Source organism: Telluria sp. AC161, from assembly GCF_979258535.1.
Map to the genome: position 1 here is coordinate 1,981,999 of NZ_OZ409861.1, position 16,323 is coordinate 1,998,321.

14 protein-coding genes are annotated in these 16,323 nt (G+C 66.7%); 7 read left to right on the plus strand and 7 right to left on the minus strand.

The genetic code is table 11. The annotated features are described in order from the left end of the window. Window positions 1-5: 5 nt before the first annotated feature. Together ACZ0AJ_RS08940 and ACZ0AJ_RS08945 are read right to left on the minus strand one after the other, a co-directional pair. Window positions 6-1,451, minus strand: coding sequence for an NAD-dependent succinate-semialdehyde dehydrogenase (locus tag ACZ0AJ_RS08940; RefSeq protein ID WP_499453977.1), 1,446 nt, complete (start codon window positions 1,449-1,451; stop codon window positions 6-8). Window positions 1,452-1,482: 31 nt separating this feature from the next. Continuing rightward, complete coding sequence (locus ACZ0AJ_RS08945) at window positions 1,483-3,984, minus strand: PAS domain-containing hybrid sensor histidine kinase/response regulator family protein (protein WP_499454567.1); 2,502 nt, start codon at window positions 3,982-3,984, stop codon at window positions 1,483-1,485. Between the two features lie 280 nt (window positions 3,985-4,264). On the opposite strand from ACZ0AJ_RS08945, the gene ACZ0AJ_RS08950 reads away from it, so the two are divergent. The 3 genes from ACZ0AJ_RS08950 to ACZ0AJ_RS08960 all read left to right on the plus strand — a co-directional run bounded on the left by ACZ0AJ_RS08950 (window position 4,265) and on the right by ACZ0AJ_RS08960 (window position 6,438). After that, a complete protein-coding gene (locus ACZ0AJ_RS08950) occupies window positions 4,265-5,332 on the plus strand; it encodes a catalase family peroxidase (protein WP_499453978.1) in 1,068 nt (355 codons plus the stop codon). Beyond that, window positions 5,329-5,859: a cytochrome b gene (locus ACZ0AJ_RS08955; RefSeq protein WP_499453979.1), complete on the plus strand. Its 531-nt coding sequence runs from the start codon at window positions 5,329-5,331 to the stop codon at window positions 5,857-5,859. Before ACZ0AJ_RS08950 ends, ACZ0AJ_RS08955 begins: the two co-directional genes overlap by 4 nt. Before the next feature lie 114 nt (window positions 5,860-5,973). After that, window positions 5,974-6,438, plus strand: a complete 465-nt coding sequence (locus tag ACZ0AJ_RS08960; protein WP_499453980.1) for a hypothetical protein — start codon at window positions 5,974-5,976, stop codon at window positions 6,436-6,438. A gap of 31 nt (window positions 6,439-6,469) precedes the next feature. On the opposite strand, the gene ACZ0AJ_RS08965 is transcribed toward ACZ0AJ_RS08960, so the two are convergent. From ACZ0AJ_RS08965 to ACZ0AJ_RS08985, 5 genes are all read right to left on the minus strand, one after another. Continuing rightward, window positions 6,470-7,936 (minus strand): MFS transporter, encoded by a 1,467-nt coding sequence (locus ACZ0AJ_RS08965; protein WP_499453981.1) that lies wholly within the window; start codon window positions 7,934-7,936, stop codon window positions 6,470-6,472. Beyond that, the gene (locus ACZ0AJ_RS08970) at window positions 7,933-9,102 is read right to left on the minus strand and encodes an HlyD family secretion protein (protein ID WP_499453983.1); all 1,170 of its coding nucleotides are present in this window, start codon (window positions 9,100-9,102) and stop codon (window positions 7,933-7,935) included. The genes ACZ0AJ_RS08965 and ACZ0AJ_RS08970 overlap by 4 nt, the downstream gene beginning before the upstream one ends. 18 nt (window positions 9,103-9,120) lie before the next feature. Then, the gene (locus tag ACZ0AJ_RS08975; RefSeq protein WP_499453985.1) at window positions 9,121-10,599 is read right to left on the minus strand and encodes an efflux transporter outer membrane subunit; all 1,479 of its coding nucleotides are present in this window, start codon (window positions 10,597-10,599) and stop codon (window positions 9,121-9,123) included. A 118-nt stretch (window positions 10,600-10,717) separates the two neighbouring features. Continuing rightward, entirely contained in the window at window positions 10,718-11,647 is a 930-nt protein-coding gene (locus ACZ0AJ_RS08980; protein ID WP_499453987.1) for a LysR family transcriptional regulator, read from the minus strand. 53 nt (window positions 11,648-11,700) lie between these two features. Then, window positions 11,701-12,660: a chemotaxis protein gene (locus ACZ0AJ_RS08985; RefSeq protein WP_499453988.1), complete on the minus strand. Its 960-nt coding sequence runs from the start codon at window positions 12,658-12,660 to the stop codon at window positions 11,701-11,703. 384 nt (window positions 12,661-13,044) lie between these two features. Here ACZ0AJ_RS08985 and ACZ0AJ_RS08990 point away from each other — a divergent pair, with 384 nt between their 5' ends. The 4 genes from ACZ0AJ_RS08990 to ACZ0AJ_RS09005 all read left to right on the plus strand — a co-directional run bounded on the left by ACZ0AJ_RS08990 (window position 13,045) and on the right by ACZ0AJ_RS09005 (window position 16,270). After that, on the plus strand, window positions 13,045-13,368 hold the full coding sequence (locus tag ACZ0AJ_RS08990; protein WP_499454572.1) for a hypothetical protein: 324 nt from the start codon (window positions 13,045-13,047) through the stop codon (window positions 13,366-13,368). 20 nt (window positions 13,369-13,388) lie between these two features. Next, entirely contained in the window at window positions 13,389-14,147 is a 759-nt protein-coding gene (locus tag ACZ0AJ_RS08995) for a hypothetical protein (RefSeq protein ID WP_499454574.1), read from the plus strand. Between the two features lie 81 nt (window positions 14,148-14,228). Then, window positions 14,229-15,737, plus strand: a complete 1,509-nt coding sequence (locus ACZ0AJ_RS09000; RefSeq protein WP_499454576.1) for a M13 family metallopeptidase — start codon at window positions 14,229-14,231, stop codon at window positions 15,735-15,737. Further along, window positions 15,692-16,270 carry a M13-type metalloendopeptidase gene (locus ACZ0AJ_RS09005; protein WP_499456763.1) on the plus strand — a complete coding sequence of 193 codons (579 nt, stop codon included), beginning with the start codon at window positions 15,692-15,694 and terminating at the stop codon, window positions 16,268-16,270. Before ACZ0AJ_RS09000 ends, ACZ0AJ_RS09005 begins: the two co-directional genes overlap by 46 nt. Window positions 16,271-16,323 lie beyond the last annotated feature (53 nt).

A 16,323-nucleotide genomic window follows, 5' to 3' on the forward strand; every position in this document is an offset into this window, starting at 1 on the left:
ACCAATTACACGCCCACCATCGAGACGGCCTTCGTATTGAGATACGATTCCAGCGCTTCCGGTCCGCCCTCCGAGCCGTAGCCGGAATCCTTGATGCCGCCAAACGGCAGCTCGGCGCTTGGCGTGGCCGGCTGGTTGATCCACAACATGCCCACTTCAACACGGTTCATCAGCAACTGCGCGTTCTTGATCGAGCGCGTGAAGGCATAACCGGCCAGGCCATACGGCAGGCGATTGGCTTCGGCGATCATGTCTTCCAGGCTGTCGAAACCCCGGATGCCGGCGATCGGGCCGAACGGCTCGTCGTTGAACATGCTGGCGTCCAGTGGCACGTCGGCCAGGATGGTCGGTGCGAAGAAGTTGCCGCTGGTGCCCACGCGTTCACCGCCCGTTGCCACCGTGGCGCCGCGAGTGCGCGCATCGTCGACCACCTTGGCCATCGCATCCAGACGGCGTGCGTTAGCCAGCGGCCCGAGCGTCGTGCCATCGGCCATACCGTCGCCCAGCTTGAGGCTTTCGGCGTGCTGCACGAGTGCGCGCGTGAACTCTGCCTTGACGGCGTTGTGCACGAGGAAGCGGGTCGGCGAGATGCACACCTGGCCGGCATTGCGGAACTTGGCCGCGCCGGCCGCCTTGACGGCCAGCGCCACGTCGGCATCCTCGGCGATGATGACCGGCGCATGGCCACCCAGCTCCATCGTCGCGCGCTTCATGTGGGCGCCGGCCAGCGCGGCCAGTTGCTTGCCCACTGGCGTCGAGCCGGTGAACGTCACCTTGCGGATGATCGGGCTTGGAATCAGGTAGCCCGAAATCTCGGCCGGGTCACCGAACACCAGGCCGACGACGCCCGGCGGCAGGCCGGCATCGACGAAGCACTGCAGCAGCGCCGCTGGCGAAGCCGGGGTTTCTTCCGGCGCCTTGCACAGGAACGAGCAGCCGGTGGTGAGCGCTGCCGCGAGTTTGCGCACGATCTGGTTGATCGGGAAGTTCCAGGGTGTGAACGCTGCGACCGGGCCGACCGGCTCTTTCAGCACGAGCTGCTGCGCGGCCGGGTTGCGCGACGGGACGATGCGGCCATACACGCGCATGCCCTCGGCGGCAAACCAGTCGATGATCTCGGCGCCAGCCAGGGCCTCGCCCTTGGCTTCGGCCAGCGGTTTACCCTGCTCCTGCGTCAGCAGGCGCGCGATGTCGCCGGCGCGCTCGCGCAGCAGCGTCGCGGCGCGGCGCATGATCGCGGCGCGTTCGGCGGCAGGCACGGCGCGCCAGGTCTCGAAGCCCTTCTGGGCGGCGGCCAGCGCGCGATCGAGGTCAGCGATGCTGGCGTGGGCAACCTTGCCGATCGGCTGGCCGGTGGCCGGATTGATCACCGGGATGGTCTTGCCGCCGCTGGCGTCGTGCCATTCGTTGGCGATGAGGAGACGGGTATCGGGGTAGCTGGAAGTCGTCATGGTAAGTGGTCCTGTGGTAAGGACGACAATCTTACCGTGGATGGCGACTCCCTGCAGAGGACCCCTCCGCTTCGACGGCGCCCGCTTCGGCCATCGACCGGATGCGCGCCGCCATCGCCTCCATCGAAAACGGCTTGGTGAGCACCGCCATCCCCGGATCGAGGTAGCCATTGTTCAGCACCGCATTCTCCGCGTAGCCAGTGATGAACAAGACCTGCAGCCCGGGCCGGACCGCGCGCCCGGCATCGGCCATCTGGCGTCCATTCATGCCGCCAGGTAGCCCCACGTCCGTGACCAAGAGGTCGATCCGCGCGTCCGATTGCAGCATCTTGAGACCCGTCGCGCTGTCGGCTGCTTCGATCCAGCCGAAGCCGAGATCCTGCAGGATGTCGATGACAAGCATGCGCACGGTCGGTTCGTCGTCGACGACCAGCACGGTCGCCACCTGCCCCGACTGCGTCAGCGCGGTCGGCACCGCGACATCGGGTTCCAGGTCAGCAGCGCCAGCGCCGTAATGCCGCGGCAGATAGATGCTCACGGTCGTGCCCTGCCCCACTTCAGAATAGATGCGGACCTGGCCGCCCGACTGCTGGGCAAAGCCATAAATCATCGACAGCCCGAGGCCCGTCCCCTGGCCGATCGGCTTGGTCGTGAAGAACGGCTCGAACGCACGCGCAACGACGTCCGGCGCCATGCCCACACCGGTATCGCTGACGGACAAGGCCAGGTACTGGCCCTCTGCCATATTCTGCTGGCGCGCGACGCGTTCGTCGATCCACTTGTTGGCCGTTTCGACCGTGATGGCGCCGCCATCGGGCATGGCGTCGCGCGCATTGATGCACAGATTCAGCAGCGCATTTTCGAGCTGCGACGCATCGACCAGCGCCGGCCACGCATCGGCAACGCACACCACCTCGATCCGCACGGCCGGCCCCACCGTGCGCTGGACCAGCTCCTGCATGTCGGTGACGAGCCGGTTCACGTTCGTCGGCTTGGGCATCAAGGTTTGCTGGCGCGAGAACGCGAGCAGGCGGTGGGTCAGGGCCGCGGCCCGCTTGGACGCGCCCAGCGCCGTCGCAATGTAGCGCTCGAACTCGTTGTAGCGCCCCTGCTGCATGCGCATCTGCATCAGCTGCAGGGCGCCCGAAATACCGGCCAGCAGATTATTGAAATCGTGCGCCAGGCCGCCAGTCAGCTGGCCCACCGCCTCCATCTTCTGGCTCTGACGCAGCGCATTCTGCATTGCCTCGAGTTCAGCCAGTTGCTCCTGGTCGCGCGTGATGTCGCGCCCCACCGCATTGATCATCGCGTCGTGCGCACGCGTCGACCACGAGATCCAGCGATAACTGCCATCCCGATGGCGGTAGCGGTTATCGAACCGATGATGGCCGATCCCCTGCGACAATTCACGCGCGCCGGCAATCGTACGCGCGATATCGTCCGGATGAATCAGGTCGAACAGGTTCGACCCGATCAACTCGTGCTCGCGCCAGCCCAGCACGGCCGACCAGGCCGGATTGGTGGCCGTGATCGCCCCATCGAACGTACAGCGCAGCATGATGTCCGACGACAGCGTCCACAGCGCATTGCGATCCTGCGCCCGCTCCGCCACCTGGCGCTCGAGATCGAGCAGTATCCGCTTGCGCTGGTCGATGTCGTCGAATACCAGAATGATGCCGGCCTGCGCGCCAGCACTGTCGATCAGCGGCACGGCGCTGACGGCGACCCAGGTTTCCGTGCCGTCCGCCGCGCGCCGCAGAAATTCGTCGCCCGGCGCGACGAGTTCGCCGCGCAATGCGCGCGCACTCGGATAGTCGTCGGGCGCCAGCAACCGACCCTGCGCATCGAACCCGCGCCAATGTTCCCAGGCGCGCTGCAGGCCATGCGCGGGCGAGAAATCGGGGACAAAGGTCTGGAAGACCGGGTTATTCAGGATGGCATGCCCAGTCATGTCAAACAGGCAGATACCCACCGGCAGGTGCTCGATGACGGTGGCGAGCCGGCTGGCCGCTTCCCTGCGCGCCACAATCTCCTGCTCCAGCGCGATATTGCGCTTGATGAGCTGGGTCTGCGCCGCGTCGCGCTCTCTGGCGGCGATGACACCAGCCGTCGTTTCGGTGGCGATATTGAGCAGGCCAGCAATGTCGCCGTTGTCACGCAGCGGGCTGTACGCAAACGACCACCACGTCTCTTCTTCATAGCCACTGCGCGTCATGACCAGTGGCAGATCGGTGAAACTGACCGCTTCGCCGGCCATCACGCGCGCCACCAGCGGACCGATATCGGCCCATACATCCCACCAGACTTCGGGCAATGGTCGCCCCAGCGCGCCTGGATGGCGTTTGCCGAGAAACGGCACGTACGCCGCGTTGTAGAGCAACGTCTGCTCTGGCCCCCAGGTGGCGCACATCGCCACCGGCGTTGCCAGCATCATGCCGAAGACGGCTTCGAGTGCCGCAGGCCAGGCTGCGCGTGCACCCAGTGGGGTCCCGCTCCAGTCGAATGCCGCGATGTCGGCGTGCGCCTCGCTCACGCCCCTTCCTCGGTGACGAGTGACAGGGTGAGGGGCACCGGGCGACGGTTGACGAGCATGTAATTACGTTGGCGCATGTAAATATGTAGTGTGAAGCGACATCAATGACCACCGGAATTTTTGCACAATTTGGCGGTTCGCGTTGGGCCGTTACGCTCAGCAGTACCGCCCGCGCAACGGCGCCCCAGGGGACGGCACGCATCAATTTATTAATCATGCGACAATTCGCCACCGAATTTCCGGCTGTATGTACCAAGACCATTTCAAGAGAGTGCCGCCCATGTCACCGCCCAAGCCCCGCCACGGCTCCCCGCTGTTATTGCTCCCGATCGCGCTGATCATCATCGCGCTGGCCGTCCTCTTCGCCTGGATTGGCGGCTGGTTCGGCAACAAGAACGTCACGCCCCAAACGATGGTCAATACCGCCGAAGCCTCCGGCACACAGCAGCCGGGCGTGCGCCGTGCGCATGCCAAGGGCATCTGCATCGTCGGCACCTTTGCACCGACGCCCGCCGCTGCGCAACTGTCGACCGCGCGCGTGTTTTCGCAGCCGTCGACGCCCGTCCTCGGCCGCTTTTCCAGCCCTGGCAACGACCCGCATTCGCCCGACAACAAAGCGGCCGTGCGCGGCATGGCGCTGCAGCTGAAAACGGACGACGGCCAGGAATGGCGCATGGCGATGAACAGCTTCCCGTTCTTTGCCGCATCCACCCCGGAAGCCTTCCAGGCGCTTAACGCCGCCCGCCTGCCCGACCCGGCCACTGGCAAGCCGGATCCGGCGAAGATGGACGCCGTGCTGGCCGCCCATCCGGAGATCAAGAAGTTCATGGCGTGGTCCAAGAGTGCGCCGACGCCCGACAGCCTGGCCAATACGCGCTTCAATGGCGTGAATGCGTTTCGCCTGACAAATGCTGCCGGGGCGACGCGCGCCGTGCGCTGGTCGATGCGCCCGCACACGCCGTTCGTGGCGGCCGATCCCGAGCAACTGAAAACCGCCGACCGCGATTTCCTGGCGGCGGACCTCGATCGCCGTCTGGCGGCTGGCCCGCTGAAATGGGACATGGTCATGCAATTCGCCGAACCGGGCGACCCGATCGAAGACCCATCCAAAGCCTGGCCCGATACGCGCCCCGAGACGCTCGCCGGCACGCTGACGCTGGTGCGCGCCGAACCGCAGGTCACAGGCCCGTGCCTCGATTTGAACTTCGATCCGCTGATCCTGCCGAAGGGCATTGCCGGCACCGACGATCCCGTGCTGCACGCGCGTTCGTCGATCTATTCGGTCTCGTTCAACCGCCGCGAGCGTGAAATCAGCACGGGCAACCTCCACACCGGGAGCGTGCGATGAACCGTCCACGCCACTTCAACCTGCTCGCCCGCGTACTCCACTGGTCGATGGCCGTCGCGATCCTGGCGATGCTGTTCGTCGGCGCCGCCATGGTGGTGTCGCTGCGCCACCGCGAATTCCTGCTCGACCTGCACCGCCCGCTGGGCCTGGCGATCCTGCTGCTGGCGATCGTGCGCCTCGTGAATCGCCTGCTGAACGCACCACCGCCGCTGCCAGCCGATCTGCCGCGCATCCAGGTGTGGGCGGCCACCGCGTCGCACTGGGCGCTGTACGCGCTGATGCTGGCCATGCCGCTGATCGGCTGGGCCATGCTGTCGGCCGGCGGCTATCCGATCGTGCTGTTCGACGGCGTGAACCTGCCGGCAATCCTGCCGCACAGCCCCGCCATGTACGGCTTCCTGCGTCCGCTGCATGGCGTGCTGGCGTATGTGCTGTTCTTCACGATCCTGGCGCACCTGGGCGCGGCGCTGTACCACGCGTGGGTCCGGCGTGACGAGGTGTTCGGGCAAATGGCCAAGGGCGACTGAGTTATTGGTGCAGCACCGCACCGAGCCTGGGGAGCTCGCCACGTATCGTATTGACTCCATCTGCAGCGGGCGCACGGGCGCCCGCCGCGGATTCACTTTTCAAGCGAGACGTTCATGCAAAAATACACAGCAGCCATCGTGGGTGGCTTGATCGCAGGCGTGGTCACGACGGCCGTCATGGTCGCAGGCCGCAAGTCGGGTGTGCTCACCAAAACGCTCGACCGTGATGCGGTCGACTGGATCGACGATGTGACGGGCTCGCGCGCCGTCATTGGCGACGCCGGTACCAGCGCCGTCGAATTCGTCAATCACCTGGGCGCCTCGGCCGCCTTTGCTGCCGCCGTCCCGAAGCTGCGCGAACTGGCCCCAAGCCTGTCGCCGGCCGCCATCGGCACGCTGTACGGCACGGCGCTGTACGCCGTGAATATCGGCGCCATCGCGCCGGTCCTGGGCATCACCGAAGGCGAAGTGGCGGCCGGCCCGCGCAAGGCCGGCGAGCGCTGGGCGATCCACGTGCTGCAGGCCGTTGTCACCGCCGTGCTGGCTGATCGCCTGACCGGTCCTTCGCGCCGCCGTTGATCTGGCTGGACGCGGCACACGTCCTGCGTCCCTAGTCGAAGCGGCGCTGCAACACCAGCAGCGCCGCGCCACCCAGCCCCACCCATAGTACGATCCAGAACAGGTCCTGGCCTGCCAGCAGGCCTGCTTGCCGTGCCAGTTCGGCGCCACCGTCAAACAGCAGCGACGATTTCTCGGCCAGGCGCGATGCATGCAGCGCCGTGCGCTCCTGCAGCCCGATATTGGTCATCCCCACGCCCAGCGCGAGGCCGGCCTGTCCCAGCACGTTTTTCAGTTGCTGGGCATTCGAGAACACCACATTGTCCGCCTGCAGCTCCTTGAACGCGTGGATCGCCGTCGTCGCCATCCCCAGCGTGAGAAAGCCGCCAAACAGGCCAAGCCAGAAGATCACCGCATCCCACGCATACGCGCGCGGGTCCAGCGTCGCAAAGCGCCAGCCGAGCAAGGCCAGCATCAGAAAGCCGGTGACGAAAAACTTGGTCGGATGCGGACGCCGCTTGACCAGTTCGAGCATCACGAAGAACGCGATGACCGTGGCCAGCAACCCTGTCCCCTGCAGTTCGCCAGCCTGCTCCAGTCCGACGCCTAGACCCTTCTGCACCACCTGCGGCAGCAGCGTGTTGACCATGCCGAGCATCGCGTAACAGACGCTGAAGATGACGAGGCCCAGCCGATAGCGCGGGCTGCGCAGCACGCCCAGCTGCAGGAACGGCGCGCTGCGGCGCGCATGCAGCAACCCGAACGCGGCCAGCAGCGCAAGTCCCAGCACCAGATGCGCCAGCAGCGCGCCGCGTTCGCCATGCCAGTCATATGTCAGGTGCTGCAACGCGTACAGCGTGATGGCCGCGCCGGCCGCCAGCAGCATCGCGTCGATGGCATGCATGCGCGACGGTGACCCGCCGGAGGCGCGATCGAGCGTGACGGCGTCCTGTGGCATCCAGCGCGCAGCGATCAGCGCGCCCAGCGTCGCGAGCGCGGCCAGCACCAGGAACATCCCGCCCCACGCCTCGTGGCCCAGCATCTTTGCGGCCACCCACGGCCCGAGCGCCAGCCCGCCCGACAAGGCGGCGCCATACGCGGCGATGCCCTGCAGGCGCTGCGGCGATGGCGGGATCAGGTTGACCATCATGCGCGAGACCGTCATGAACACGCCGCCGCCCAGCGCCATCAGCAGGCGGCCGCAGGCAAAGCCGGCCACGCTGGCGCTCGTGGCGCACACCCACGCGCCGAGCAGGTAGAACAGCACGGCGCCCAGCAGGTAGTTGCGCCAGCCGAGGCGCTGCAGCAGCACGGTCATCTGCGAAATCGCCAGCACCGCCACGGCGGCATACAGCGCCGACACCGTCGCGTATTCTTCGGGCGAGGCGCCGATATGGCCCATGATCGCGGTCGCCGCCAGCACCGTCATCCCGGTCGACAGAAATTCGATCAGGTTGAACACGAAGATGGCGCCCAGCAGCGCCGGGCGCGGCGTCGTGACGATGGCGGCTGCGTTCAACGCGCCACCACGGCCGCTGGCGCGCCGAGCGCGCGGCGGATCGCTGCATCGGCGCCGTGCGATTCCGTCTCGAACACGACCGTCTCGTACGAATGGCGTACCGCGCCGGCCTGCATCAGGCTCGGACCATCGGCGCGGCTGGTATCGATCGCGACCTTCATCGACAGACCCAGGCGCAGCGGATGGCGCGCCAGCTCCTGCGCGTCGAGTGCAATGCGCACCGGCACGCGCTGCACGACCTTGATCCAGTTGCCAGTCGCGTTCTGCGCCGGCACGGCGGCAAACGCGCTACCGGTACCGGCTTCCTGGCCGGCCACGCGGCCGTGAAACACGACGTCGGCGCCGTACACGTCCGACGTCACGGCCACCGGCTGGCCGATGCGCACGTCCTTCAGCTGCGTCTCTTTCAGGTTGGCCGTGACCCACATCTGGTCGAGCGGGACGATCGCCATCAGCGGCGCGCCCTGCGCCACGCGCTGGCCGATCTGCACATTGCGCCGGGCGACAATGCCGCCCACCGGCGCGGCCAGCGTCGTGCGGGCCAGGCCCAGTGACGCGTCGCGCAGGCCGGCAATCGACGACAGCACGTCCGGATGCTGCTCGAGCGTCGTGCCGTCCACCAGCGCGCGCGCCGCATCCACCTGCTGGCGCGCCGCATTCAAGGCAGCGCGGGCGGCGCCCACGGCATCGTCAGCGTGGCGGATGTCTTCGCCCGACACGGCGCCCGTATCGGCCAGCTGACGGCGGCGCGCCAGATCGCTCTCTGCCCGGGCCAGGTCGGACTCACGCTGCACGACAGTTGAGCGCAGCTGCCCGACGCCGGCCAGTTGCGAGCGCACCTGGCGCGCTGACCTGGCCAGCGCCGCTTCGGCGCGGTCCAGCGCCAGCCGGGCGTCGACGTCGTTGAGCTGGACCAGCACCTCGCCCGGCCTCACGAAATCGGTGTTATCCGCCGCGATGCGCGTGACGGTGCCCGCGACCTGCGGCGTGACGTGCACCAGATTGCCCTCCACGTAAGCGTCTTCGGTCTGCTGGCTGTTCCAGCCAATACCCAGCACCCCGGGCGAGGACCAGGCAATGCCGGCGGCAGCGGCCAGCACGGCGGCGGACAAGCCAAGCGCCAGCTTGCGCCGGCTTTGCGGCGCGTGATTCGTTTGTTCAGTCATGTGATGATTCCAACGTTCTCAATGGATGGCGGCCTGAAAGCCCCCACCCAGCGCGCGCACGAGATGCACGTCCAGCGTGTAAGCACGGGCCGCGAGGTCGGCCTGGCCCCGGCGCTGCGCGACGACCTGGGTTTCGGCAATCAAGACCTGCACAAAATTGCCAAGGCCCGCGCGGTAGCGCTGCTCGGCCAGCGCGTAGGCTTCTTCGGCCGCAATGAGCGCCGCGTCCTGCTCGCGCCGGCGTTCGCCCAGCCAGCGCAGCGACGTCAGTTGCGCACCCACGTCACGCAGCGCTTCGAGCACGGCGCCGTTGTACTGCGCGACGGCGAGATCGTAGTCGGCGTTACGCGCCGCCAGATTGCTGCGCAGGCGCCCGCCATCGAGCAGCGGCAAGGTCACGAGCGGACCGGCGGCAAACGTGCGGCTGCCACCCTGCACCAGCCGGTCGAAGCCCAGGCTGGCCAGGCCACCCGAGACACTCAGGTTCACGGTCGGATAGAACTGCGCTTTGGCGACGTCGATGTCGCCGCTGGCCGCTTCGACCTGCCAGCGCAGCGCCACCAGCTCCGGCCGGCGCCCGAGCAGCGCGGCGGGAATGTCTGCCGGCACGCCCGGTGGCCGGGCCGGCGCCAGGTGCGGCCGCGCGATCGTCGCACCGGCATCCTGTCCGTGCCCGCTCAGGGCCGCGAGCTGGCCGCGCGTCAGCGCCAGCGCTTCGTCGAGCGCCGCGATTTCGCCGCGCGCCGACGGAACGCCAATCTCGGCCTGCCGGAGTTCCGCCTTGCTATCCAGTTGCGCCGCCACGCGCTGGCGTACCAGGTCGGCGATGCGGGTACGCTGGCGCAGTTCCTGTTCGGCCAGGTCGCGCCGCGTGTACAGGTGGTCCAGCTGCAGATAGGCTTGCACGACGGCGCCGGCCACAGCCAGGCGCGCTGCCTGCGCTTCGGCCTGGCGTGCATTCACACGCCCGGCAGCAGCGGCCACGCCGGCCGCGTTCTTGCCCCAGAAATCCAGTTCGTAACCGAGGCTGACCCCGAGATCGTTTGCCCACTGCCAGCTGCCTGCAAGGGGTTTCGGTACGCTGCCGTTGTCGCTGTAGCGCTGGCGCACCGGGTGCGCCGTGGCGCTGGCCTGCGGCGCCAGTGCGGCGGCCGCCAGGCCTTCAAGGGCGGCCGCCTGGCTCACGCGCGCCAGTGCGGCAGCAATCGTGGGGCTGGCCTCGCGCGCCCCGTCGACCAGTTGGTCGAGCTGCGGGTCGCCGTAGGCGCGCCACCAGTCCTGCGCGGGCCAGGGTGCAGGTGCAGACGCAGATGCAGGTGCAGATGTCGACAGCGCCTGCGCCGAGAGCGTGCGCGTGGAATGCGCCGCCGCATCGACGTTCAGGCGGGCCGGCGTGGGCTGCGGTCCCATCGACACGCAGCCAGTCAGTAACAGGATCGCAGCGCCCAGGGCCAGGCGGCATGCGCCCCGGCCCGGCGTGCGTGTGGGTTGAAGCATGGTGTGCCTCGGCGTTTTTCGGGAAGGCCGAAGCTTACGCGGCGCGGCCCGTGCCGGCCATGCCCTCAAACGCATGCAGGTCATGCAGATTCTGCATGACCTGCATGCACCTGATGGCTCAAAGATCGACGGATACGGGGTCCGACGCGGTCAGCGTGGAACGCACGAACGCGCGCAGCCAGACACTGGCCGGATCGCGATGACTGCGCTCGTGCCAGTACAGCGCCAGATGCACGGGTGGCAGGTCGATCGGCAGGGGCGCCAGCACGAGGCCCAGGTCGCGCGCCAGCGGCCGGGCCAGGCGCAGCGGAATGGTGGCGATGGCGTCGGTATGCAGCGCGATGTGGGCCGCCGACGTGTAACTGGGCACGTGACACAGGATGCGCGACGGCGCGAGCAGCGTCTCCAGCTTGCGCGTGACGGCTCCGTTGTGCTGGCTCGTCTGCTCCATCTCGATCAGCACGTGCCGGTGCGTCAGGTAGGCATCGCGATCGAGCTGGCCGGCGCACGGATGCCCGGCCCGCATCACGCACGCATACTCGTCGGTCCAGAGCTTGCGCCGGCGGATATTGTTGACCAGTTGCGGAAAGCGGCCGATGGCCAGGTCGATGTGACCGCGCTCGAGCTGGGCCTCGATCGCGCCCGGGTCGATGTGGACGCTGCGCAGTTGCAGCCCGCTGGCGCCATCGTCCAGGCGCGCCAGCCCAGCCAGCAACTGCGGCAGAATGTTCACGACGGCGCCGTCGACCATATACAGGCCGAACGAGCGCTGCGCAGTGAGCGGATCGAAGACAGCGGGACCGCTGTCGAGTTCACGCGCTGCGTCGAGCACGGCCGCGATCGGGCCTGCCAGCGCCAGCGCGCGGGTGGTCGCGACCACGCGCTGGCCGGTACGCACGAACAGCGGGTCGTCGAAGTGGGTACGCAAGCGGGCCAGCGCGCGGCTGACCGTGGGCTGGCTCATGCCGAGCAGTTCGGCGGTGCGGGTAAGGCTGCCCTCGCGCAGCAGGCTGTCGAGGATCAGTAACTGGGACAGGTCGGAAATCACGGCCGCATCATAGCACCGGGCCTGCGCGGCGTGATCCCTCCCCCTGAGCTGGCTTACGCGCCCAGCACCTTGCGCAGTGTGCGCGACAGGTCTTCGGCCGAGAACTTGGCGACGTAGGCGTCGGCGCGCACGTTCTTGACGTGTTCCTCGTTGGTGGTGCCCGACAGCGACGAATGGATCACCACCGGCAGGTTGCCGAAGCGCTGGCTCGACTTGATGTTGCGGGTCAGCGTGAAGCCATCCATCTCCGGCATCTCGAGGTCGGTCAGCACCATCGCGACGCGGTCGTACACGGTACGGCCTTCGGCTTCGGCAGCGGCCGCGATCGAACCCAGCTGGTCCCAGGCTTCCTTGCCGCTCTTGGTCATGATGAACGGCAGGCCCATCGCGTCCAGACCCTGTTCGATCAGTGCTCGGGCGACGACCGAATCGTCGGCCGCCAGGATGACGCTGCCCGGCTTGATCGAGATCTTGTTGCCCACGGCCTGCGACAGGTCCTGGCGGTCCTGCTCCGGGTTCAGACGGCGCAGGATGGTTTCCACGTCGAGCACCTGGGCCAGACGGGCCGGCTGGCCCTCGGCTTCCGGCAGGCGGGCGATGCTGGTGACCATGCCGGTGCCGGCGGTGTTCTCCGCCGTCATGACCTGGCTCCAGTCGAGACGCACGATTTCTTCGACGCTCTCGACGGCAAACGCCTGCGTGGTGCGCGCAAATTCGGTCACCAGCATGATGTTCAGGCCCGTCTTGGGCGTGACACCGGTGATGCCCGGCAGATCGAGCACCTGGATGATGTGGCCACGCAGATTGACCACGCCCAGCACGTGCTGCGGTGCGCCGGCGACGGCGGTGATTTCGGGCATCGCCACGATCTCGCGTATCTTGAAGACGTTGATCCCGAACAGTTCGTTGTGGTTGCCCTGCGCGTCGCCACCGAGGCGGAACAGCAGCAATTCGAACTTGTTGGTTCCCGTCAGATTGCTGCGCTCATCGACTTCTTGTTGTACCGATTTCATGGCTGATCCTGTCAAAAGTAATGCTGTCCGGAAATCATTGTAGACGGGCTGCAGGTCCTTGGGTCATTACAGACCGAAAGCGTCGCAGATTTAGCGTCGGTCGGTGCAAAAAAACCACGAATTGTCACACCTACCGTTCCGGACTGCCATACAGTCGCTCGCCGTCCGGTGGCCATGTGGCGAAGAATACACCCGAACCTGTGCGCATGCGCCCCCTGTCAGCGCGCCTGCGATCCCGCGCAACCGGACCCGGCCGGCGGATTGCCCGCACTGCATAGCGCAGTATTGACAGGAGATTTAGAACAGCGCCAGTATCGTTTGGAGACGGATCAGGGATGGCGATTGCAGCACCATTAGCGAACTCGTTGGTGGAAGGGACAACCCATGCATCTATATGGCACATTCACCGTGTCAGCACTTGCCGCGACGCTCACGCTGTCCTCATGTGCCCAGCGACCGGCAGCTGTCGCCGAGCCGGCGGCACGGCCCATACCGTGGCCAGACACGTTGACGCCCCTCGGCGACGGGTATCCCGCAGCCGGTGCGCCCTGTCGGCGCGTCGGTGAAAGCGCGGCCACCATCGACTTTCTCGACCACACCGCCCTCCTCGTCGGGTGCCCGACACAAGGCGATGCGATGCAGCTCGGCAGCAAAGTCATCGCAACCGTCGACGGCATCACGCTGGTGTCGGTGCCGCTGCGCCCATGACACGTGTGTCCGGAGGCCCCATGTCGCATGCCCTTTTCGCCGCACTGTACGCCACCACCCTGCTGCTGGCAGCGCCCGCCGCAGCCCAGCAACAGACCAATGTCGTGTTCGCCCCTGGCCGCCACACCGTCACCCTGAGCGGCGCGATCAAGGGGGATGCCGACCACGGCTACCTGGTCGCTGCGCGCGCAGGACAAATGCTGACGGTGGATTTCAAGCCAACCAATGCATCGGCGTATATCAACGTCATTGCGCCGGACAGCACCGGCGAAGCATTGTTCGTGGGCTCATCAAGCGGCAATCACTTCGCCGCGCCGGTGCCGGTCGAGGGATCTTACCGTGTGCTCGTTTATCTGATGCGCAATGCCGCGCGCCGCAACGAGGTCGCCCGTTACACGCTGCGCATCGATCTTCGCGACACGTCAGCCCCCGCCATGTCAGCCGCCACCATGTCAGCCGCCAGCGCGCCGTCCGTTGGCGACGCGCTCGTTCCCGGCACCCGCTACCACGCGACAGCCGACATCACCTGCACGACGTCGGCGGGCGGCAGGCTTGGTCCCTGCAAGGCGGGTGTCATTCGCCGAGCGGGAGGCACCACGACCATCGAGCTCACCACGCCCGACGGGGGCCACCGGCGCATTTTCTTCACGAACGGGCAGGTAACGGGCAGCGATGCTGCGGCCGGCCTTGAGGTGTTGCGCCAGGATGACCTCCAGATCATCCGGATTGGCACCATCGAAGTCTATCGGGTCCCGGACGCGTTCGTCGGCGGCGGGTAAGCGAGCCTGCTGTCATACCGTGCCTCATTGTGCTTCACTGAGTCACTGCCAGCGACTGCCAACCAATGTGGGAGAAGCGACATGAAACACGTGCTCCGTATTCTGTTTGCCCTGACGCTGACGTTCTGCATGGCGCCATGGGCGCTGGCCGCCCCCGCCGCACAGGCGGCGATCGGTCAATGGGGCGTCGACACGGCCGGCCTGTCCACCACGGTGCGGCCAGGCGACGACTTCTACCGCTATGTGAATGCCGGGTGGCTCAAAACCGCCACGGCGCCGCCCGGTCTGCCGGCCATCGACTCCTTCGTCGAAGTTTATCTGTCCACCGAACAACGCGTGGCCGGCATCGTCGCACAGGCGCGCGAAACGACGGGGGCGCCCGGCAGCCCCGAGCAGCTGATCGGCGACTTCCACCGCTCGCATGCCGACCGGGCGCGCCGCGACGCGCTGGGCATCACGCCGATTGCCAGCACGCTCTCGATCATCGCAGGGACCACCGACAAGCGGGAACTGGCCCGGATCATGGCCTCCCCCTGGATCGACGGCTTCTTCCCGGCCAGCCCCACGACCGATGCGGCCGTCCCGACGCGGCAGATTGCGGCGCTCGGCGTCGGTGGCCTGACCATGCCGTCGCGCGACTACTACCTGACCGAGGCCGAGCCGTACATCGGGCACCGCAAGGCCCTGCTCGACTACATCGCAGCGAGCTTTCGCCGCGCCGGGTTTGCCGATGCCGATGCCCGCGCCAGCAAGGTGCTGGCGCTGGAAACCGCGATCGCCAGGCGGCACTGGACCGTGGCGCAACGCCGTGACGTGGTCCGGATGAACCGTGTCATGACGCCAGGCGAACTGAAGAAATACGCGCCGGGCTTCCCCTGGGATGTCTATCTGGCAGAACTGCAGTACAACAAGCAGCCGAAGTTCAAGGTCACGACCGATACGGCAGTGCGCGACCTGGCCCGGCTGTTTGCCGCCACGCCGGCCGCCGACCTCCAGACCTTCCTCGTCTTCAAGACGCTCGATGCCTGGGCCGATTCGCTGTCGGAACCCTGGGTGCAGGCGCATTTCGACTTCCACAGCAAGCGGCTGCAGGATACGCCGCAGCGGCGCCCCGCCGAACTCGAAAGCATCATGGCGGTGGGGTCGGCGCTGGGCGAAGAGATCGGCCGCATCTATGTCGCCCGGTATTTCGGGGCCGCGGAGCGCGCGCAGGTCGAAGAGATGGTGACGTATCTGCGCGCCACCTACCGTGACCGGATCAGCAAGCTCGACTGGATGGATGCGCCAACCCGCGCCGCGGCGCTGGATAAACTCGACAAGGTCACGCGCTACATCGGTTATCCCGAACGCTGGCATGACCGGTCGAACGTCCGCATTGCCGCCGATGACCTCGTCGGAAACTATCGCCGGCTGTTCGACTGGATGCGCGCCGACGACCTGCAAAAGCTGAATGAACCAACGCGAAAATGGGAGTTCCCTACAGCCCCCAGGAAATCAATGCGGGCTACACGCCATCGGCCAATTCGATCACGTTCCCTGCCGGGATACTCCAGCCGCCCTTTTTCGATCCGAACGCCGACGCTGCGGTGAACTTCGGCTCGATCGCGGCCGTCATCGGCCATGAATTCGGCCACGGTTTCGACGACCAGGGCAGTCGCTCTGACGGCGACGGCAAGCTGCGCGAATTGTGGTCAAAAGGGTCGCGCCGCGAATTCGAGAAGCGCACGCAGGGCCTGGTGGTCCAGTTCGACGGGTACGAGGTACTTCCCGGCCTGAAGATCAACGGCCGCCAGAACCTTGGCGAGAACATCGGCGACCTGGGTGGCCTGTCGGTTGCCTATGCGGCTTACCGCAGTTTCGTGCAAGAGAAACAAGGCGGCAATGCACCGATTCTTGATGGTTACACCGGCGACCAGCGCTTTTTCCTGGCCTGGGCACAGCTCTGGCGCAACATCACGAGCGAGGGCGAAACACGCCGCCGCACGCTGGCCGACCCGCACAGCCCCGGCGAGTTCCGGGTCAATGGCATCGTGCGCAATATCGACGCCTGGTACAAGGCATTCAATATCAAGCCAGCCGACAAGCTCTATCTCGCGCCGGAAAAACGGGTGAAAATCTGGTGAACCGGATCTGGTGAACCGGATCAGGGAACTACCCGATGCGCTGGCTTTCTTTG

Bases quoted from the DNA above. Each gene is read 5' to 3' on its own strand.
- ACZ0AJ_RS08940 (WP_499453977.1), bottom strand. From the start codon at position 1,451: ATGACGACTTCCAGCTACCCCGATACCCGTCTCCTCATCGCCAACGAA.
- ACZ0AJ_RS08950 (WP_499453978.1), top strand. From the start codon at position 4,265: ATGTCACCGCCCAAGCCCCGCCACGGCTCCCCGCTGTTATTGCTCCCG.
- ACZ0AJ_RS08955 (WP_499453979.1), top strand. From the start codon at position 5,329: ATGAACCGTCCACGCCACTTCAACCTGCTCGCCCGCGTACTCCACTGG.
- ACZ0AJ_RS08960 (WP_499453980.1), top strand. From the start codon at position 5,974: ATGCAAAAATACACAGCAGCCATCGTGGGTGGCTTGATCGCAGGCGTG.
- ACZ0AJ_RS08970 (WP_499453983.1), bottom strand. From the start codon at position 9,102: ATGACTGAACAAACGAATCACGCGCCGCAAAGCCGGCGCAAGCTGGCG.
- ACZ0AJ_RS08975 (WP_499453985.1), bottom strand. From the start codon at position 10,599: ATGCTTCAACCCACACGCACGCCGGGCCGGGGCGCATGCCGCCTGGCC.
- ACZ0AJ_RS08985 (WP_499453988.1), bottom strand. From the start codon at position 12,660: ATGAAATCGGTACAACAAGAAGTCGATGAGCGCAGCAATCTGACGGGA.
- ACZ0AJ_RS08990 (WP_499454572.1), top strand. From the start codon at position 13,045: ATGCATCTATATGGCACATTCACCGTGTCAGCACTTGCCGCGACGCTC.
- ACZ0AJ_RS08995 (WP_499454574.1), top strand. From the start codon at position 13,389: ATGTCGCATGCCCTTTTCGCCGCACTGTACGCCACCACCCTGCTGCTG.
- ACZ0AJ_RS09000 (WP_499454576.1), top strand. From the start codon at position 14,229: ATGAAACACGTGCTCCGTATTCTGTTTGCCCTGACGCTGACGTTCTGC.